Annotated in this window: 15 protein-coding genes and 4 tRNA genes; 13 read left to right on the top strand and 6 right to left on the bottom strand. The window is 35.8% G+C overall.

What is annotated here, in order from left to right; genetic code table 11:
• Window positions 1-55: 55 nt before the first annotated feature.
• On the bottom strand, window positions 56-2506 hold the full coding sequence (rnr, locus tag HX124_RS11020) for a ribonuclease R (protein ID WP_286383147.1): 2451 nt from the start codon (window positions 2504-2506) through the stop codon (window positions 56-58).
• A 264-nt stretch (window positions 2507-2770) separates the two neighbouring features.
• Here rnr and HX124_RS11015 point away from each other — a divergent pair.
• From HX124_RS11015 to HX124_RS11005, 3 genes are all read left to right on the top strand, one after another.
• Window positions 2771-2860: transfer RNA gene (locus HX124_RS11015), tRNA-Ser, on the top strand.
• 15 nt (window positions 2861-2875) lie between these two features.
• Window positions 2876-2952 (top strand) — tRNA-Arg (locus HX124_RS11010).
• 52 nt (window positions 2953-3004) lie between these two features.
• Window positions 3005-3081, top strand: a tRNA-Arg gene (locus HX124_RS11005).
• A gap of 472 nt (window positions 3082-3553) precedes the next feature.
• Here the strand turns inward: HX124_RS11005 and HX124_RS11000 are convergent.
• Window positions 3554-4129, bottom strand: a complete 576-nt coding sequence (locus tag HX124_RS11000; protein ID WP_286383146.1) for a hypothetical protein — start codon at window positions 4127-4129, stop codon at window positions 3554-3556.
• A gap of 518 nt (window positions 4130-4647) precedes the next feature.
• Between HX124_RS11000 and HX124_RS10995 the strand changes: the two genes are divergently transcribed.
• From HX124_RS10995 to HX124_RS10975, 5 genes are read left to right on the top strand one after another with little or no spacing between them, the layout of a single operon-like run.
• Window positions 4648-5307, top strand: coding sequence for an amino acid ABC transporter permease (locus HX124_RS10995; RefSeq protein WP_286383145.1), 660 nt, complete (start codon window positions 4648-4650; stop codon window positions 5305-5307).
• On the top strand, window positions 5297-5962 hold the full coding sequence (locus HX124_RS10990; protein ID WP_286383144.1) for an amino acid ABC transporter permease: 666 nt from the start codon (window positions 5297-5299) through the stop codon (window positions 5960-5962). The genes HX124_RS10995 and HX124_RS10990 overlap by 11 nt, the downstream gene beginning before the upstream one ends.
• Window positions 5963-5971: 9 nt before the next feature.
• Window positions 5972-6703, top strand: coding sequence for an amino acid ABC transporter ATP-binding protein (locus tag HX124_RS10985; RefSeq protein WP_286383143.1), 732 nt, complete (start codon window positions 5972-5974; stop codon window positions 6701-6703).
• 16 nt (window positions 6704-6719) lie between these two features.
• Complete coding sequence (locus HX124_RS10980; protein WP_286383142.1) at window positions 6720-7598, top strand: transporter substrate-binding domain-containing protein; 879 nt, start codon at window positions 6720-6722, stop codon at window positions 7596-7598.
• Between the two features lie 47 nt (window positions 7599-7645).
• Window positions 7646-8509, top strand: a complete 864-nt coding sequence (locus HX124_RS10975) for a cysteine ABC transporter substrate-binding protein (RefSeq protein ID WP_286383141.1) — start codon at window positions 7646-7648, stop codon at window positions 8507-8509.
• Window positions 8510-8612: 103 nt separating this feature from the next.
• Here HX124_RS10975 and HX124_RS10970 read toward each other — a convergent pair whose 3' ends face one another.
• Window positions 8613-9236 (bottom strand): hypothetical protein, encoded by a 624-nt coding sequence (locus tag HX124_RS10970; protein ID WP_286383140.1) that lies wholly within the window; start codon window positions 9234-9236, stop codon window positions 8613-8615.
• A 143-nt stretch (window positions 9237-9379) separates the two neighbouring features.
• On the opposite strand from HX124_RS10970, the gene HX124_RS10965 reads away from it, so the two are divergent.
• Both HX124_RS10965 and HX124_RS10960 read left to right on the top strand, forming a co-directional pair.
• Window positions 9380-9456, top strand: a tRNA-Arg gene (locus HX124_RS10965).
• A 156-nt stretch (window positions 9457-9612) separates the two neighbouring features.
• Window positions 9613-10365, top strand: coding sequence for a YidX family protein (locus HX124_RS10960; RefSeq protein WP_286383139.1), 753 nt, complete (start codon window positions 9613-9615; stop codon window positions 10363-10365).
• On the opposite strand, the gene HX124_RS10955 is transcribed toward HX124_RS10960, so the two are convergent.
• Both HX124_RS10955 and HX124_RS10950 read right to left on the bottom strand, forming a co-directional pair.
• Window positions 10362-10928: a hypothetical protein gene (locus HX124_RS10955; protein ID WP_286383138.1), complete on the bottom strand. Its 567-nt coding sequence runs from the start codon at window positions 10926-10928 to the stop codon at window positions 10362-10364. The genes HX124_RS10960 and HX124_RS10955 overlap by 4 nt on opposite strands.
• A gap of 9 nt (window positions 10929-10937) precedes the next feature.
• On the bottom strand, window positions 10938-12242 hold the full coding sequence (locus HX124_RS10950) for an SRPBCC family protein (RefSeq protein ID WP_286383137.1): 1305 nt from the start codon (window positions 12240-12242) through the stop codon (window positions 10938-10940).
• A gap of 177 nt (window positions 12243-12419) precedes the next feature.
• On the opposite strand from HX124_RS10950, the gene HX124_RS10945 reads away from it, so the two are divergent.
• The 3 genes from HX124_RS10945 to HX124_RS10935 all read left to right on the top strand — a co-directional run bounded on the left by HX124_RS10945 (window position 12420) and on the right by HX124_RS10935 (window position 15407).
• A complete protein-coding gene (locus HX124_RS10945; protein ID WP_107007609.1) occupies window positions 12420-12920 on the top strand; it encodes a YcxB family protein in 501 nt (166 codons plus the stop codon).
• Between the two features lie 44 nt (window positions 12921-12964).
• Window positions 12965-13603, top strand: coding sequence for a fumarylacetoacetate hydrolase family protein (locus HX124_RS10940; protein ID WP_286383136.1), 639 nt, complete (start codon window positions 12965-12967; stop codon window positions 13601-13603).
• A 442-nt stretch (window positions 13604-14045) separates the two neighbouring features.
• On the top strand, window positions 14046-15407 hold the full coding sequence (locus HX124_RS10935; RefSeq protein WP_286383135.1) for a trimethylamine monooxygenase: 1362 nt from the start codon (window positions 14046-14048) through the stop codon (window positions 15405-15407).
• Window positions 15408-15573: 166 nt separating this feature from the next.
• Here the strand turns inward: HX124_RS10935 and HX124_RS10930 are convergent, their stop codons facing one another.
• Window positions 15574-16818 (bottom strand): YihY family inner membrane protein, encoded by a 1245-nt coding sequence (locus tag HX124_RS10930; protein WP_107007614.1) that lies wholly within the window; start codon window positions 16816-16818, stop codon window positions 15574-15576.
• Window positions 16819-16852 lie beyond the last annotated feature (34 nt).

The following is a 16852-nucleotide window of genomic DNA, read 5'->3' as shown; positions in this document are numbered from 1 at the left end:
TAAAAAAGAGCGCCGAAGCGCTCTCATTCTGATTTAAAACTAAGGTTTTAAAAAGTCATTCATCTTTTGCCTTAGCATTAGACTTTTTCTTTTTAAGCTTAGCTTTCTTTTTTACTTTATCTTTAGCCTTTTGATCAGGCTTCGTTGCAGTATTTTTAGTAGGCTTTTTGCTGTAAGAGCTAGGTTTTCCTTTGGGTTTTTTCTTTCGAATGGGACGTTCTCCATCATCATTAGCATTCGACGTGTCCGAGCTAGATTTAACTTTGGCTGGACGATCAGAAAAAACTTCTTCTTTTGCAGTTGCTTTGGCAACACGTGGCGCACGACTGCGAATGACACGACCTGCATGAGACAATTGTTGTAACAATTCAAAGTCAATTTTGCGCTCTTCCAGATTTACACCTGCAACTTTGATTTTTACTTCATCGCCCAAACCAAAGACTTGACCACGATTTTGTCCAACCAAGGTTTGGCTGGCTTGATCAAAGACAAAATAGTCATCACCTAAATGGCTGACATGCACCATGCCATCAACATACAAATCTTTGAGTGTTACAAATAAGCCAAACTCAGCCGTTGCACTGATCACACCCACAAATTCTTCACCTAAATGCTGCTGCATATAGTGACATTTCAGCCATGAGGTGACAGAACGAGAAGCTTCATCAGCACGACGTTCAGTCGCAGAGAAATGTTCACCTGCTTCATCTAACGCACCACCAGATAACGGTGAAGGTTTTTGTGCCAAATGCGCTTTGATTGCACGGTGTAACAACAAGTCAGGATAACGACGAATTGGTGAAGTGAAGTGCGTATAGGCATCATAAGCTAAGCCATAGTGCCCGACATTTTTTGCACCATAATATGCTTGCATCATGGAACGTAATAACACTGCATGAATGCTTGGCGCATCAATACGGTCTTTGGTTGCTTCAATGACTTTTTGATAATCTGCCTGAGTCGGCTGATCTGGGAACGATAAGCCCAACAATTTTACAAAGTCTTTTACTTTTTGAATACGTGAAAACTCAGGCGCTTCATGTACACGATAGAGCATCGGAATATCATTTTTTAAACAATATTCAGCAGCTGCCACGTTGGCAAGCAACATGCATTCTTCAATCAGTTTATGTGCCACATTGCGTGAACGAGGCAGAATCTCTTTAATACCACCCAACTCATCAAAGGTCATGTATGTTTCAACAGTTTCAAATTCCATTGCATGACGTTCTGCACGTAAACCTTTCAGAGTTTCGTACAGTTGATAGAGCGTGTTTAATGACTTATGCACATCACGATTTTCAGGAACAGCTTTGCTGTCACCATCTATATATTGTGCAACTTGTGTATAGGTTAAACGTGCCTGAGAGTGCATCACTGATGGATAAAACTCAAATTTAGTCACACGACCTGCACGGCTCAAATTCAGATCGCAGACCATACATAGACGGTCTACATCTGGATTGAGTGAACATAAACCATTAGAAAGGGCTTCAGGCAACATTGGCAACACAAAGTGTGGGAAATAAACCGAAGTACCACGTTCCTGTGCTTCATCATCCAAAGGTTTGCCTGTACGGACATAGTGGCTGACATCGGCAATCGCAACCACAACACGATAGCCACCACCCGGACGTTTTTCAGCATAGACTGCATCATCAAAGTCACGGGCATCTTCACCATCAATGGTGACTAAAGGCAAATCACGTAAGTCAATGCGTCCTGCTCGATCTTTGACTGTTGGTTCTTTGAAACTTTCAGCTTCTTTAACGACTTCTTCTGGAAATTCATATGGCAAGCCATATTCTAAAATCGTTTGTGGAATAATAATTTCAGTATCGGCTTTATCAGCCATGGATTGAATCACATGACCTGTTGCAAATTCATCACGTGTTGGATAGTCATCAATTTCAACACGCAGTGCATCACCAACTTTGGCTTTGGCGTGTTCAATCAGTTCTTTTTCTAGTGTAATTGGTTGATGCGCGTTTGGATTAGCAGGTTGAATGAAATATTCACCTTCAAACTCAGCCACTTTACCAATCAGTTGCTTGACGCGGCGTTGCGTAATTTCAGTAATATAACCCCAAGCTTTACCTTTACGGTCAACGGAGGTTTGTTGTACTTTGACGCGGTCACCATGAAAAACTTGGCGTAACTCACGCTCAGGTAGTAAAAGCTCATCTTTTTTACCATCTAGGCTTGCGACCCCTAGACCTTTGGCATTGATGTAAACTGTGGCATCTAAAATCGGTTGATCTGCCATGAGCTGATATTTAAAACCATCTTTCATCAATTGCCCATCTCGAACCATCGCACTTAAACGATGGCTGAGCGCATCTATACTTTTTTGATCAGCAATTTCAAATAACTCGACTAAGTCAGCATGTGACAGGGCTTCTTTTTTTTGTTCAATGATTTCTAAGATCAGTGTACGACTTGGGATAGGATTTTCATAACGTTCGGCTTCAGCTTTTGCTTCAGGATCGACCCAATTTTTCATCATGTATTTGGTTTCTAGTCAGAAGATAGGATTAGCATAAAACATACAGTGGCAGACTGCACGTAATTGATTGCAATAATGTGTTTTAAATTTCAGTTTGCAGGAAAAGATCAGATTTTTTTGATTTAAGTTTTTATTTTTTGAGTAAAAAAACAACAAAATAAGAGAAATTGTTTAAAAAATATGTAATCGAGCAAAAAAATATAATTTTTTTAAGCAGATCACTTGCTGAATTAGGTTTTAGTTTGTATTATGGCGACTCGTTACGGTGAGATGGGTGAGTGGCTGAAACCACATCCCTGCTAAGGATGCATACGGGTAACTGTATCGAGGGTTCGAATCCCTCTCTCACCGCCAACGAATACTTATGATGCGCTCATAGCTCAGCTGGATAGAGCACTTGGCTACGAACTAAGGGGTCGGGAGTTCGAATCTCTCTGAGCGCACCAATTTAAATAAGTATTCTCAAAAGTAACGAAGCCTTTTTAGGCAATCAGGTACGCGCTCATAGCTCAGCTGGATAGAGCACTTGGCTACGAACTAAGGGGTCGGGAGTTCGAATCTCTCTGAGCGCACCAACTTGAACATCGACAGATGTAAAATTGACAATTAACCGCACATGTTGCGGTTTTTTTGTGTCTGTGATTTGTATAATTAGCTAGTTTTGGAAACTTAGATAATAGGTTTAATTTGATAAAAATATTGAATGCGTTTGAAAATTTTTTTAAATATATACATCATGATTAAGATCAGAATTAATGAAATGAATCCGATTTTTAAAAAACCTTGATCAACTCGAGCCATTATTTCTTTTGTAGTAAAAAATAGGAGCAATAATAGTAATAAGTTGAAGAATATTTCGATGCTAAGAAAAATATAAAGTAATGTTTGACGAAGCCTATTGTTTTTGAATTGAGTCAGAAAACGATACCGATGTTGATACCCCATCAAATTATTAGGAGGTACTTCACCTTTGGTTACTAAAAGTTGATAAAACATTTCTTCATCTATAGACCAGTCTAATTCTGTACTTTCAGCAGACAAATGATTTTATGGTTCTTGTGGTTCATTTTGTTCCAACCATTCATCCACTTCTGGGCAAGGTAAAATTTCTTTACCTAATCCATCTATATTTAAATATCGGTCTTTGGGTATTTTGAACAGAAAGTCAGAGGGTAACCAGTGTTTAAAAGGGATATTTAACTTTGGATCGGAGTTTAGGAGTTCAATCGTTTTGATCATATCGATCATTTCATTTTTTGCATCTTCACTTTCGTAGTCAAGATACATTGATAGAATATCACTGACATCTAAAATGATAAAATGATCTGAAAATTGTTCGAGATATTTAAAAAAGGCTTTGGCTAAAATCTCTAACTTTTCATCCTGATACAGTTTAGACCACATTGGGATTCTATATTTAAATATTTCAATGGCTTGCTCGGTAGTTGTTTCAAAATAATAGTGTCTTTCATCATATTCATTTAGTTCTTCTTGAATGTTTTTTTCTTCAAATAATGCTATCCAAAACAATGGAATATTGTATTTAACTTCTTGGTAGATATCTGTATTTTCATTGTATTGATCTTTATTTTTTGCAATCCAAAGTGTTGAATAATTTCCCATTTTTATTTTCAAAGATTTTATGTTTTAAGCTACTTTAACTTAAAATTTCATCCGCAGGAATATCACGACAACTACTGTCGCGCAACCCATATTCTTCACTCTATTTACCAACTAAAAGCATTAAAATAAACATAAGAACACTTGAATTGATAACAACATGAAAGCATACACAGATGGATATTATATTTATTAAAATATTGATTTTATTTGTTATTTAAAATTGCAGCAATATGATGGTTGTAACCGAACAATGACAGGTTTCGTTTACGAACTGCAAATTCAAAGTTTAGAACATGAAACTGTAATTTTCTGCGTATTTTGTATGGAGCAGTTAGAATTGGTGGAGTGTTAATGATCAGATTGATCATTATAAAACAATACGAGTCCACTATTCTTTTTAAAGAAAAGCTTATCTTTTAATCCTATTTCTTTAGTAAAAATAATCAAAGTAAGATAATCCAAAATCACTTTTTCTGCTTTAGTACGAAGCAAAACAATAATTATTTTGGACGAATGCTTTGAATTGGCAATATATCTACAGTGTGATGCCTCAGTTTGTTTCAGCAACTTTGACCACATTAAAAATCTCACTCATTAGCATTTTACTTGCAATTATCGTGGGTTTAGTTTGCAGTATTTTGATCACTTATCATGTTCGTGTATTCGACAAAATTGCCAAAATTTATATTGAACTATCACGTAATACGCCTTTATTGATCCAACTGTTTTTTCTCTATTACGGACTGCCAAAACTCGGCATTAAAATCGATGGATTTAGCTGTGGTGTCATTGGTTTAACTTTCTTAGGTGGAAGCTATATGGCAGAAGCCTTTCGCGCAGGATTACAAGCTGTTGCAAAAGGGCAAATTGACTCAGGTGAAAGTATTGGATTGAACTCATTACAAGTTTTTCAATATGTCATTTTTCCGCAAGCACTTGCTATTTCAATTCCTGCCATTGGGGCGAATTGTCTATTCCTCATCAAAGAAAGTTCAGTAGTGAGCGCAATTGCTGTAGTCGAATTGCTATTCCTGACCAAAGACCTAATTGGTATGGACTATAAAACTACAGAAGCCTTATTTTTATTGGTTTTGTCCTACCTGATTATTTTATTGCCTGTCTCCATTCTCACCAGTTATTTGGAATATCGCAGTCGGAAGGTGAGTCATGGAGTTTAATTATTTATTTCAACCTGACCATTTACAAAGGCTTTTTTTCGGGCTTTGGGTGACTGCGAAAATCGCCTTTATTTCAGTCTTTTTCTCAGCAATTTTTGGTACGATTTTCGGTGTCATCATGACTTCAAAAAATCTTTTGATCAAAAGTATTTGCCGACTGTATTTGGAAGTGATTCGTATCATTCCAATTTTGGTTTTTCTATTTGTTTTCTATTTTGGATTCGCCACATGGTTTAACTGGCAACTTTCAGCAGTATTGGTGTGTATCGTGGTTTTTGTTTTGTGGGGTACTGCGGAAATGGGCGACCTTGTTCGTGCAGCGATTACCTCCATTGACAAGCATCAGCGTGATTCAGCCTATGCATTGGGGCTGAGTCAAGTTCAAACGTTGGTTTACGTTATTTTCCCGCAAAGCCTAAAACGTGTCACACCAGGCGCGATTAATTTATTCACAAGGATGGTCAAAACCAGTTCTTTGGCAGTGCTGATTGGTGTGGTGGAAGTGATTAAAGTTGGGCAACAAATTATTGAAAATTCACTTTTAATTGTCCCGAATGCCTCGCTGTGGATCTATGGTTTGATTTTTATTTTGTATTTCATTATTTGCTATCCCTTGTCACGTTTAGCGACTCATTTAGAAAAAGCATGGGAGTAACAGTTCACTATGGCTTTGTTATCTATACAACATTTACAGAAATCATTTGCAGAAAGTCATATTTTACAAGGCATTGATTTGGACGTAGAACAGGGTGAAGTGGTGGTGATCCTTGGTCCTTCGGGATGTGGGAAAAGTACATTATTACGCTGTGTGAATGGCTTGGAAAAAATCCAAGCGGGTTCGATTTATTTAGCAGGTTCTGGTGTTTTAGGTAAAGATTTACCGTGGGTCGATGTGCGTCAAAAAATCGGTATGGTATTTCAAAACTATGAGCTTTTTGGACACATGAATGTGATTGATAATATTTTATTGGGTCCGCTCAAAGTCCAAAAAAGAACACATGCTGAAGCAGAAAAAGTTGCAGATGAATTGCTAAAACGCGTGGGTTTGTATGACCGCAAAAAAGATTATCCACGGCAACTTTCAGGTGGGCAAAAGCAACGAATAGCCATTGTTCGTTCATTGGTGATGCAGCCACAAGTAATTCTTTTAGATGAAATTACTGCAGCTTTAGACCCTGAAATGGTACGTGAAGTTTTAGATGTAGTTTTAAAGTTGGCAAATGAGGGAATGACCATGTTGATTGTGACTCATGAAATGTCCTTTGCTCGAAAAGTCGCAGATCGAATTATTTTTATGGATCAAGGCAAAATTATTGAACAAGCCACGCCAGAACAGTTTTTTGAGCATCCACAAACTGAAAGAGCAAAAGCATTTTTAAATATGTTGAATTATTAAAATAGAAGGTCAAAAAATGGCTGTATTAAAAAATATGGGTATTTGGACAAGTGCAGTTTTGATCAGCAGTACATTAATCGCATGTCAAAAACCAACAAATCAATCAACAGCAGACCATGCCAATGAAAACCATACCAAAGAAGATCAATCTTTAGCGCAAGTGAAAAAGAATGGTGTATTTCGGGTTGCAGTTTTTGCCGACAATCCACCCTTTGGTTATGTGGATAGTGCAGGCAAGCCACAAGGTTTTGATGTGGTTTTGGCAAAACGAGTCACCAAAGATTTGTTGGGTGATGAAGCCAAAGTTGAATTTGTTGTGACCGAAGCAGCCAATCGTGTGGAATTTTTAAAATCAGGTAAAGCGGATGCAGTATTTGCAAGTTTTTCAGTCACGCCTGAACGTAAAGAAGTGGTTGATTTTGCACAGCCTTATTTAAAAGCAGCTTTGGGTATCGTTTCACCAAAAGCCAAAACCGTAACTGATATTCATCAGCTTGAAGGTAAAACGTTGATTGTGAATAAAGGTTCAACGTCAGATATTTATTTTACTAAAAATTATCCAAAAATTAATTTGCTCAAGTTTGAACAAAATACCGATGCTTTTAATGCCTTGAAAGATGGTCGTGGTGATGCCATTTCCCAAGACAGCACTTATGCCTTGGCATGGGTAGCAGAAAACCCAACATTTAGCGCAGGAATTCAACAGATTGGCAATGAAGATTTTATTGCACCTGCGGTGAAAAAGGGCAATACCCAACTTTTAAATTGGCTGAATACTGAAATTTCAACACTACAAAAAACAGGTGAAATTCAAAAAATTTATGATCAAACCTTGAAGCCTGTTTATGGTAATACCGTGGATTCAAAAGTTTTCTTAGATGTCACTGCGAAATAATAATCAATGTAAATTTTTAAATATCAAATAGATCAGAGGAAAATTAAATGCATATCTCCATTAAAAATGTCACCCAGTTATTAGTAGCATCTGTGCTGAGTTTAGGGCTTGTAGCATGTAATAAAAATTCGGCGACAGCCGAAAAGACCACTGAATCTGAAAAAACAGTGTCTAGTATTGAACAAATTAAGAAAAATGGTGTGGTGCGCATCGGGGTATTTAGTGATAAACCGCCATTTGGCTATTTAGATGCGCAAGGTAAAAACCAAGGCTTTGATGTGGAAATTGCCAAGCATGTGGCAAAAGATTTGCTAGGTGATGAAAATAAAGTTCAATTTGTTTTAACTGAAGCTGCAAACCGCGTTGAGTATTTAAAAGCCAACAAAGTCGACATTATTTTTGCAAACTTCACGGTTACACCTGAACGTAAAGAAGTTGTTGACTTTGCGAAGCCTTATTTAAAAGTTTCTTTGGGTGTGGTTTCACCTAAAGCAAAACCAATTACAGATTTGGCACAACTTAAAGGGCAAACTGTGTTGGTTAATAAAGGTACAACAGCGGATTCATTTTTAACAAAATCTCATCCTGAAATTAAGCTGCAAAAATATGAGCAAAATACCGAAACTTTTGATGCCTTAAAAGATGGTCGTGGCGTGGCTTTGGCACATGACAATTTATTGGTTTTGGCTTGGGCGAAAGAAAATCCAAACTATACGGTTGGTATCACCAGTTTGGGACAGCATGATTTGATTGCACCTGCGGTGAAAAAGGGCAATAAAGAACTTTTGGATTGGTTAAATCAAGATTTGAACAAACTATCGAAAGAAGGTGTTATTCAACAGGCATATGAAAAAACTTTAAAACCTGTTTATGGTGATACGATTAATTCGAAAGATTTATTAGTGGAATAATTTTGAACTGCTTTCTAATCAAAAGAGCCATATAAATTGGATTATATGGCTCTTGAAAGTGTTGATTCGATATTTATTACTACAGATGAAAATGATTTGGGTGTTAAATTAAGGTCTGAAAACTGTATATGAATAACCCAAATATATTAATAAATAATCCTAAAATGCTGGCATTTCTTAAAAAATTAATTAAGTCTTTATCTCGGTAGATTAGTGTAATTAAGACTAAAAAGCATAATATTGAAAAAGTTAATGATGCGAGTGATATTTTAAATTGATGCTTGATTTTTGCTTCTGAATTTGCGGGAGTATATGTGTAGATAAAAGTTTGTTGTTGCTGATTTTGATCTAAGTAGCTAATTTTTCTTAATCTCAAAGTCAATCGATAATTAGGTAGTCGACCAAGATCCATAGAGAAGCTTTTGATACTGATTTGATTATTTAAAATATAATTACATAATTCAAATAATTTTGAATCACAATATATTTCAAAAGCTTGTAAGTATGGAAAAACATTTTTGATTATAAGTTTGTTTTCTGTTTTAAATCGTTGTACAGCGTAAGGATGATCATTAGTATTTAATTGAATAACTGTCCATTCTGATTTTGATAATGTTTTGTATTCTGATAAAGTCAAATAAGTCATATAATTAATGACTGAAATAAAAGTTGATGCTAATAAAAATTTACCTAATAATAATTTTAATGGGGATGGAGGGTTATACATATTTCTCGTTTTTTATATACATTGTATGAATAAACAACAGTATATCTATTTATCGTTTAAAAGCTAAACACTCGGTTGAGAAATCTATAAAAAAGTCTTTTCAATAATGTGAAAAAGCGTATAATGCGTCCCATCAAGACATCGCGCTCATAGCTCAGCTGGATAGAGCACTTGGCTACGAACTAAGGGGTCGGGAGTTCGAATCTCTCTGAGCGCACCAACTTGATAAAATATAGAAAGAAGCCGCTTAATTGCGGTTTTTTTGTGCCTAAAAAATAGCAATAACATTTTTACTATAGTTTTAAAACATGATTTGTTCTATTGGTAAATAATAAATTTAAAAATGATCTTAACGATGAAAAAAAGAATGAAAATAATGGCAATAAGCAGTTTAGTTTTGGTGTTATCTGGCTGTGCAACAGCAGTGCTTTGGGAGAATACAGATAAAGGTTATATCTCATTTGGTAAAGTTGTTGATACCACTAAAAGTGTAAAAGTCGTTGAAACTGATCATATTTTAGGTTTTGCCCAAGTGAATAATACAAAAACTGCATCAAAAAAATTGGTGATTGTGGGGCAGCAATATGCATATTTAATGAAAGATGAGAGTGAAAGTGCTTTTCAGATTTTGGATTCTTCTCTAGATGTTAAACATATACGTTTATATGAACCAAAAGCACAAAAATATCATTTGGATTTTAACTTATTGAATAACAATGTTAAATCCTTGAAAGATGGCGTGGGTTTTCAAACAAAAATTCATTTGTTATATGATAAAAATAAATCTGAATTAAGCTTAGAAGAACAAAATACTTTGCAGCGTTTAGGGTTTAGTGAAGAAAATTTTGCACAAAATAATGCTCAACAAGATATTCGTTATGTCAAAGTTATGGCGATGCAAGGAAAAGTTTTAGGTCTAAATGATGAGCTAAGAAGCCTTAAATTTCAGTCTTTTAGTCAGGCTTATTCAATCAATATTTATGCGAATTATGTAGATAAAGATGTCGATTTTAAAACACTATTCAAGAAAATTGCGCTGACACCTGTTGCCCTTGTTGGTGATTTAGTGGTGATTCCAATAGGTGTTGTGATTGTAGGTGCGGGTTCGGCATTGGGTGTTATTTCTTAATTTGGCTCACTACTGCTTAAGCTTTCAGGAGGATGAAATTGTTTTGCTTGCGCAAGTTGAGAAATATCCATCTGAATATGATCAGAAATCACAACACTGCGTCCAAACATTCGCCCAAAAACAACTCGGCATGAGAGTTGTTGAGGCAATGTTTTTAATTGTTTAAATTCATCGATACATTCAAGTTTTGAAGCATCATTTTCAGGACAGATTGTAAATGAAACATCATATTTATAGTGATTATTGTCATAAATAATCGGCTCATATTCGGAGTCATTGGCAGAAATAAATCCTGCCACTTCAAACTGATCGTTTATTGGACATTTAAAGTGAGCATAATGAAACCGATATTCATCATAAATTTTGTGTAATGGAGTTTTACTCAATGCTGAGGTGTTAAAGAGTAGATAACCACGGTGATTTAATTCGGGAATAGATTCAGATTCGATATAAGTATATTGAGGTTCAAGTGTAAGAGGGACTTGATATTCAGGCATTTTTTCACAAGACATTAAGAGAAAAACGGAAATGGCAACGAAATAACGTGAGCGTCCCTGTAACATTTAACTTTCCTAAGATTTACTTTGAGCTTTAACTTTTTGGGTAAATACAGCATTTCCGCCGACTGCGGGCAACATATCATGATAGGGCAAGCTACGAGCCGCTCTGAGTAAAAAAGGAGCTTTTTCATCAACTTTTACAGCAGTTGTAACGCGCATTAATGTGCCTGTTTGCTGTGAGTTTAGTTGAATTTGCCCTTTTAGATAACGTAAATCTCCCCCATTTGCAAAGAAATTATTTTGATTTTCTTGTGGAAAACTAAAATGCATTTTGAAGTCAAAAGGAATACTCACAACACCTAAGCCTATACTGACTTTGATCTCTGCATCTTGACCTTGTGCTGTTAGTGCAGACGTGGTTATTTTCTTAATTTGGCGTGGAAAAACACTTTGATAAGATGGCGGCTGTAGCCATTTTTGTAGTTGTTGTGGTGGCTCTTTAAAAGCTTGATATGTGGTGGTAAAACGTAATGTTTCTCGCCCATGCGTATAGGGCACAGTACTTGGCAGGTTTAAAATACTTACAGGTTGCCCAGTACTTTCGCTGAGGTCATCAATTTTTTGTAGTTGTGCTGTCGAAAACTTAGGCTCAGGGAGTTGCCCAGCGTTGAGATTAATCACATTTTTAGTGCCGAAACGTTGCCTTAATGATTCTAAAACAAAAGCACCTGTACCTGTCGGTATACCTAATTTTGCTTCAGGAATTGCATTTAAAATCTGTTTAAATAAAAAACCTTTAGGCTGATTGGTGTCTCCCCATTGAGTTAATGTCACAAGTGTTTTTTTATCGCCTAAACTAAACCATTCTAATTTGCCGACTGCATAAGGCAAAGGCGCATCAATGACAATCGTGGAAATACTATTTGTTGTCACCTGATGTTGCATCACAATATTTTCATTAAAATTAAGCACAGGAATAGGTGTCGGAATTGAAACTCGATATTGCATTTGGCTAATATTGCCTTTTTGTTCTAATAATTTGGCAGATTTTAAAGTTGGGAATAATCCAACATATTGGTTGTAATTACTCAATGTTTTTGCAACGTCTTGACTGCTAACAGGAAGGATAATCGCAGAAGACATAAAGCGAGCCGTAGGGGTAGGGTTGGCTTGTAAAGTTGGTAAATTGGTTTTTATGGCAACTTGTGGATAGATAAAAATATGATCTTGGACATAACTGGCTAATTGTTGAGGGTTATTTTGAAAAGGTTTTAAGCTGCTTGGAATGTTGTCTGTCCATGTCACAATTTCAGCAAAACTTAATTGACTGGCACCAAAGCAAATGAGCGCATATGCAGTGTTATACATTAATTTCATCATCATTCCTTTGTTTTATTGATTCAATTTTTAATGATATGTTTTACATGAAAACGCATTATTTTTAATTGACCTAAATTAGAAATTATCAAAGTAAATTATCATGAAAACGTCAATCTACATCGAATTTCTAGTGTACTATTTGACATCTTGGATATGAATTGTGTTGAAGTGACTATGTCAGACAGTAAGCCTGCACTTTCTTTGCGGTATTATCTTAATTTAGAAGAATCTCAAGATGGTTTTAAACTCGCGACTTTAGGCAAAAAACAAATTTCACGTTTTTTAACGCCTTTAGTCAGTGTTGGGATCATTGCTTGGGGACTTTATTTAGGTATGGCAACGGTAGGACGTTACTATGTCTTTTTAGGTTTATTCTTTTTACTGTTACAAGGATTAATGCGTTATTGGTTTTTACCGATGATGTTTAAACGCCAATTTATTAAATATCAATTTGGTAAAAGTGAACAGGGAATTGAATTATTTCAGGATTATTTCGAGTTATTTAGCAGTGGTCGCCCAAAGAAAATGTTTCCTTATGCCGATGTGCAACATTTTATTGAAGGTAAACTGACTTATATGATTGAGTTAAAAAATCGTACTGTAATCATTGTGCCAAAACGAGCTTTTGAAAACTCAACTGACCAAACATTATTTGTTAATAGTTTTAAAAAATAATTCGACTTTTTCTAGATTAAAGTCATCGTTAAAAAGGGAAGATTATGAGTTCACGTCCATCAAAAATTGTCTGTGTCGGTCGTAGTTATGCAGATCATGCCAAAGAATTGGGAAATGCGATTCCAGATCGTCCAGTGTTATTTATCAAACCACCAAGTAGTTTGATTTCCTTGCAAGATGGTATTTCATGGAATACGGCTTTAGGCAGTTTGCATCATGAGTGTGAATTTACTTTACGGATTGATCAGCCCTTAAAAGGTGAAACTGATCCTGAAAAAGCCTTGCAAGCGATTGGTGCTGTGACGCTTGGGCTGGATTTAACTTTACGTGATTTGCAGGATGATCTAAAGAAAAAAGGTCAGCCGTGGGAACGTTCTAAAGCATTTGATGGTTCTTGTGTGCTTGCAGACTGGGTTGATGTTCGTGAAGTTAAAGCGTGGGATGCGGTGACTTTTGACTTTAAAGTGAATGATCAGATTCGTCAAAAAGGTGATACTGCATTGTTGTTGTTTAATATTGCACATTTGCTGTGTGATATTAGCCAAGCATTTAGTTTAGAAGCTGGTGATGTGGTAATGACAGGTACGCCAGCAGGTGTGAGCGCTTTGGCAGCAGGTGACCAATTGACCATGACTTTAAATGGTCAAAGTCAGGATTTTGTATGGAAAACCCATGTAAAATAAACTGTTTTATTTAGAGATTAAAGCATTAGATTTAAGCCTAAATAAATGGAAAAAAGCAGATGAGCTGAGGCTTGATCTGCTTTTTTTACGATTGTTAAAAATAACTAATTGAAATATTTAGAAACTGTTGTAACAAATTATTATTCATTAAATTGATGGATATCGGCAAATAAAATCTGTTTTTGTGATATGGTGTCTATTCTTTGTATGAGTTTTATTCTTATTTAGAGATATTTTGTTGGATAAACAATGTACTTGTCTCTAAGAACTCATATTCATTTGTCTCTGCATCCTAATTTAAAAGATGATGTTGATCTTGAAATTCAGATTCTATTTGTTCTTATTTTTTATCATAAAGATGATGCCTGTAGCATCTGAATGCTAGATAAACTCTTCATTTTAGGAGCTTTTTCAAAGAACTCAAAAACTAATGGAGATAGCAATGACCCGAATTGCAATTATCGGAGCAGGTCCTAGTGGCATGGCTCAATTAAGAGCATTTCAATCAGCAAAGTCCAAAGGTCTACAAGTTCCAGAAATTGTATGTTTCGAAAAACAAAACGATTGGGGCGGACTATGGAATTACACTTGGCGTACAGGTGTAGATGAACATGGCGAAGCGGTACACGGAAGTATGTATCGTTATTTATGGTCTAATGGACCAAAAGAAGCATTGGAGTTCGCGGACTATACGTTTGATGAACATTTTAAAAAGCCAATCGCTTCATATCCTCCACGCGCGGTACTTTGGGACTATATCAAAGGACGTGTCGAAAAAGCAGGTGTTAAAGATCAAGTCAGGTTTAACACAGCAGTACATCATGTCGAGTTTAATGCTGATACTGGGCAGTTTACGGTACAGGTGTGCGATCATACAGAAAATCAGATGTATTCAGAGCAATTTGACTATGTCATTGTTGCTTCTGGTCATTTTTCTACGCCAAAAGTGCCTGAGTATGAAGGTTTTAATATCTTTAATGGACGTATTTTACATGCGCATGACTTTCGTGATGCTGTACAGTTCAAAGACAAAACGGTACTGATTGTTGGTAGTAGTTATTCTGCGGAAGATGTAGGTTCACAGTGTTATAAATATGGTGCGAAACAAATTTATAGCTGTTATCGCAGTCAACCCATGGGCTATAAATGGCCAGCGAATTGGTCTGAAAAGCAATATTTACTTCGTGTAGATGAAAATACTGCTTATTTTGGTGATGGCAGTTCAGCCAAGATCGATGCCATTATTTTATGTACAGGCTATTTGCATCATTTCCCATTTATGACTGAAGATTTAAAGTTAAAGACACATAACTGTTTATATCCTGAGTCTTTATATCAGGGTGTCGTTTGGGAAAATAATCCTAAACTGTTCTATTTAGGTATGCAGGATCAATGGTATACCTTCAATATGTTTGATGCACAAGCATGGTATGTACGTGACATCATTCTTGGTCGAATTGAATTACCTGAACAAGCTGAGATGCAAGCACATTCACAAGCTTGGATTGCAAGAGAAAGCAAAATCAAAAGCTCTGAGCAGATGGTGAAATTCCAAGGCGAATACATTAAACAGCTCATTGCCGAGACAGATTATCCAAGTTTTAATATTGATGCTGTCAATGAAGTCTTTATGCAGTGGAAAAAGCATAAAAAAGACAACATTATGGGCTTTCGAGATAAAACCTATCGTTCAGTCATGACGGGGAAAATGTCTAAACAACACCATACGCCGTGGTTATATGCTTTAGATGATTCTTTGGAAGCCTATTTGGACAGTGAAAATCGGGAACAACGTGCGATTTAAGCAAGTGCTTTGAATCAAACCAAAAAGACCTGTTGTTGCAGGTCTTTTTTATGGTTCAGACTTTAAGAGCTTTCGGAACTGATCAATGGTTTTATTTTAATTGTTGGATATACATGAATGATCCACTACAATTCAAGCAATGGATCATTGAAAAAACGTAGAAATGTTATTTATTGTCTAAAATAATAGACAATGGAATAGATAATTTCGCTGCTAGATATTCATCAGATTCTATCAATGCAGGTCCAATTTTTTGCATCCAAATATCATCATCATGTACATTTTTAATGTCATTTTGGTTTGGCAAAGTATAAGGTAGAGCTTTATAAAATGACCAAAAATCTACAGTATCTAAATTACGAACCAACACGTATTCATCATTATCAGTTCGTTTAACAATATTTTGCTTTTCAAGTAAATTGACATAAGCAGGCCAACGACCGATTTCACCGCGCCCAAGTATTTTTAAAGCTTCAGCATCTGTAACAGTTTGTCCTGTTTGTTGTCGTTTATAAAATAATTCTAAAACGTCTAAGAGCATAAAAATAGGATGGCGTGTTTGAATTTTACCTGTATGAAATGCAGTCAGGGCATAACTAATCTCAACACCTAACAAAACAATATTCCATGACATAAAAATCCATAAGAGGAAAATAGGCACGGCTGCAAATGCCCCATAGACAAGCGTATAACTTGTAAAATTGGTCATGATAAAACCAAATAAATTTTTTAATAATTCAAAAACAATAGCGCTAAATACACCAGAAATTGCAGCAGCTCTCACAGGAATATTTCTGTTGGGTATCGTCCAATATAAAATAAAAAAACCAAGCACAGTTAAAGCAAAAGAAATGACCCATAAAAGAGCAGTACCATCGACTTGATAACCCGCAAAATTATTATGTAATACATTCATAGACGCTAATGTAGAGGAAATAACAAAAGCGCTTCCCAGTAAAATAGGTCCTAAAGAAATGATCGTCCAGTAACGCATAAAGCCAACAATGCCATTACGGGTTTCTTGTACTCGCCAGATGCGATTAAAGACAGTTTCAATACTGGTCAGCATCATGACTGTGGTCACAAATAGAAAAAGTACCCCAATGACTGTTAGGTTACTAGAATTTTGTGTGAAAACATTAAAAGCCTTATCAAACGCAATACTGGTTTTAGGTAAAAAGTTACTATAAATCATTTGTTGCAGTTGTTGGCGTGCAGGTTCTAAAGCTTTAATAGATGAAATAATCACCAAAAAAACTGTAAGCATGGGAACAACGGCAAAGAGTGTGGTGTAAGTTAAAGACCCCGCTTGATCTCGGCAACGATCAGCCTCAAAGCGACGTATGACAAATAGAATAAACTGAAACCACGTTTGTTCATAAAAGGGAAGTTTTTTCAATAAATCCATCATATTTCATCTGTCTCAATTTATTTTCATCATGTTT

The sequence above is a fragment of the Acinetobacter sp. 226-1 genome (genome assembly GCF_030329325.1).
In the GTDB taxonomy this organism is placed as follows: Bacteria; Pseudomonadota; Gammaproteobacteria; order Pseudomonadales; family Moraxellaceae; genus Acinetobacter; species Acinetobacter sichuanensis.
This window is presented reverse-complemented; position numbering and strand designations above follow the sequence as displayed.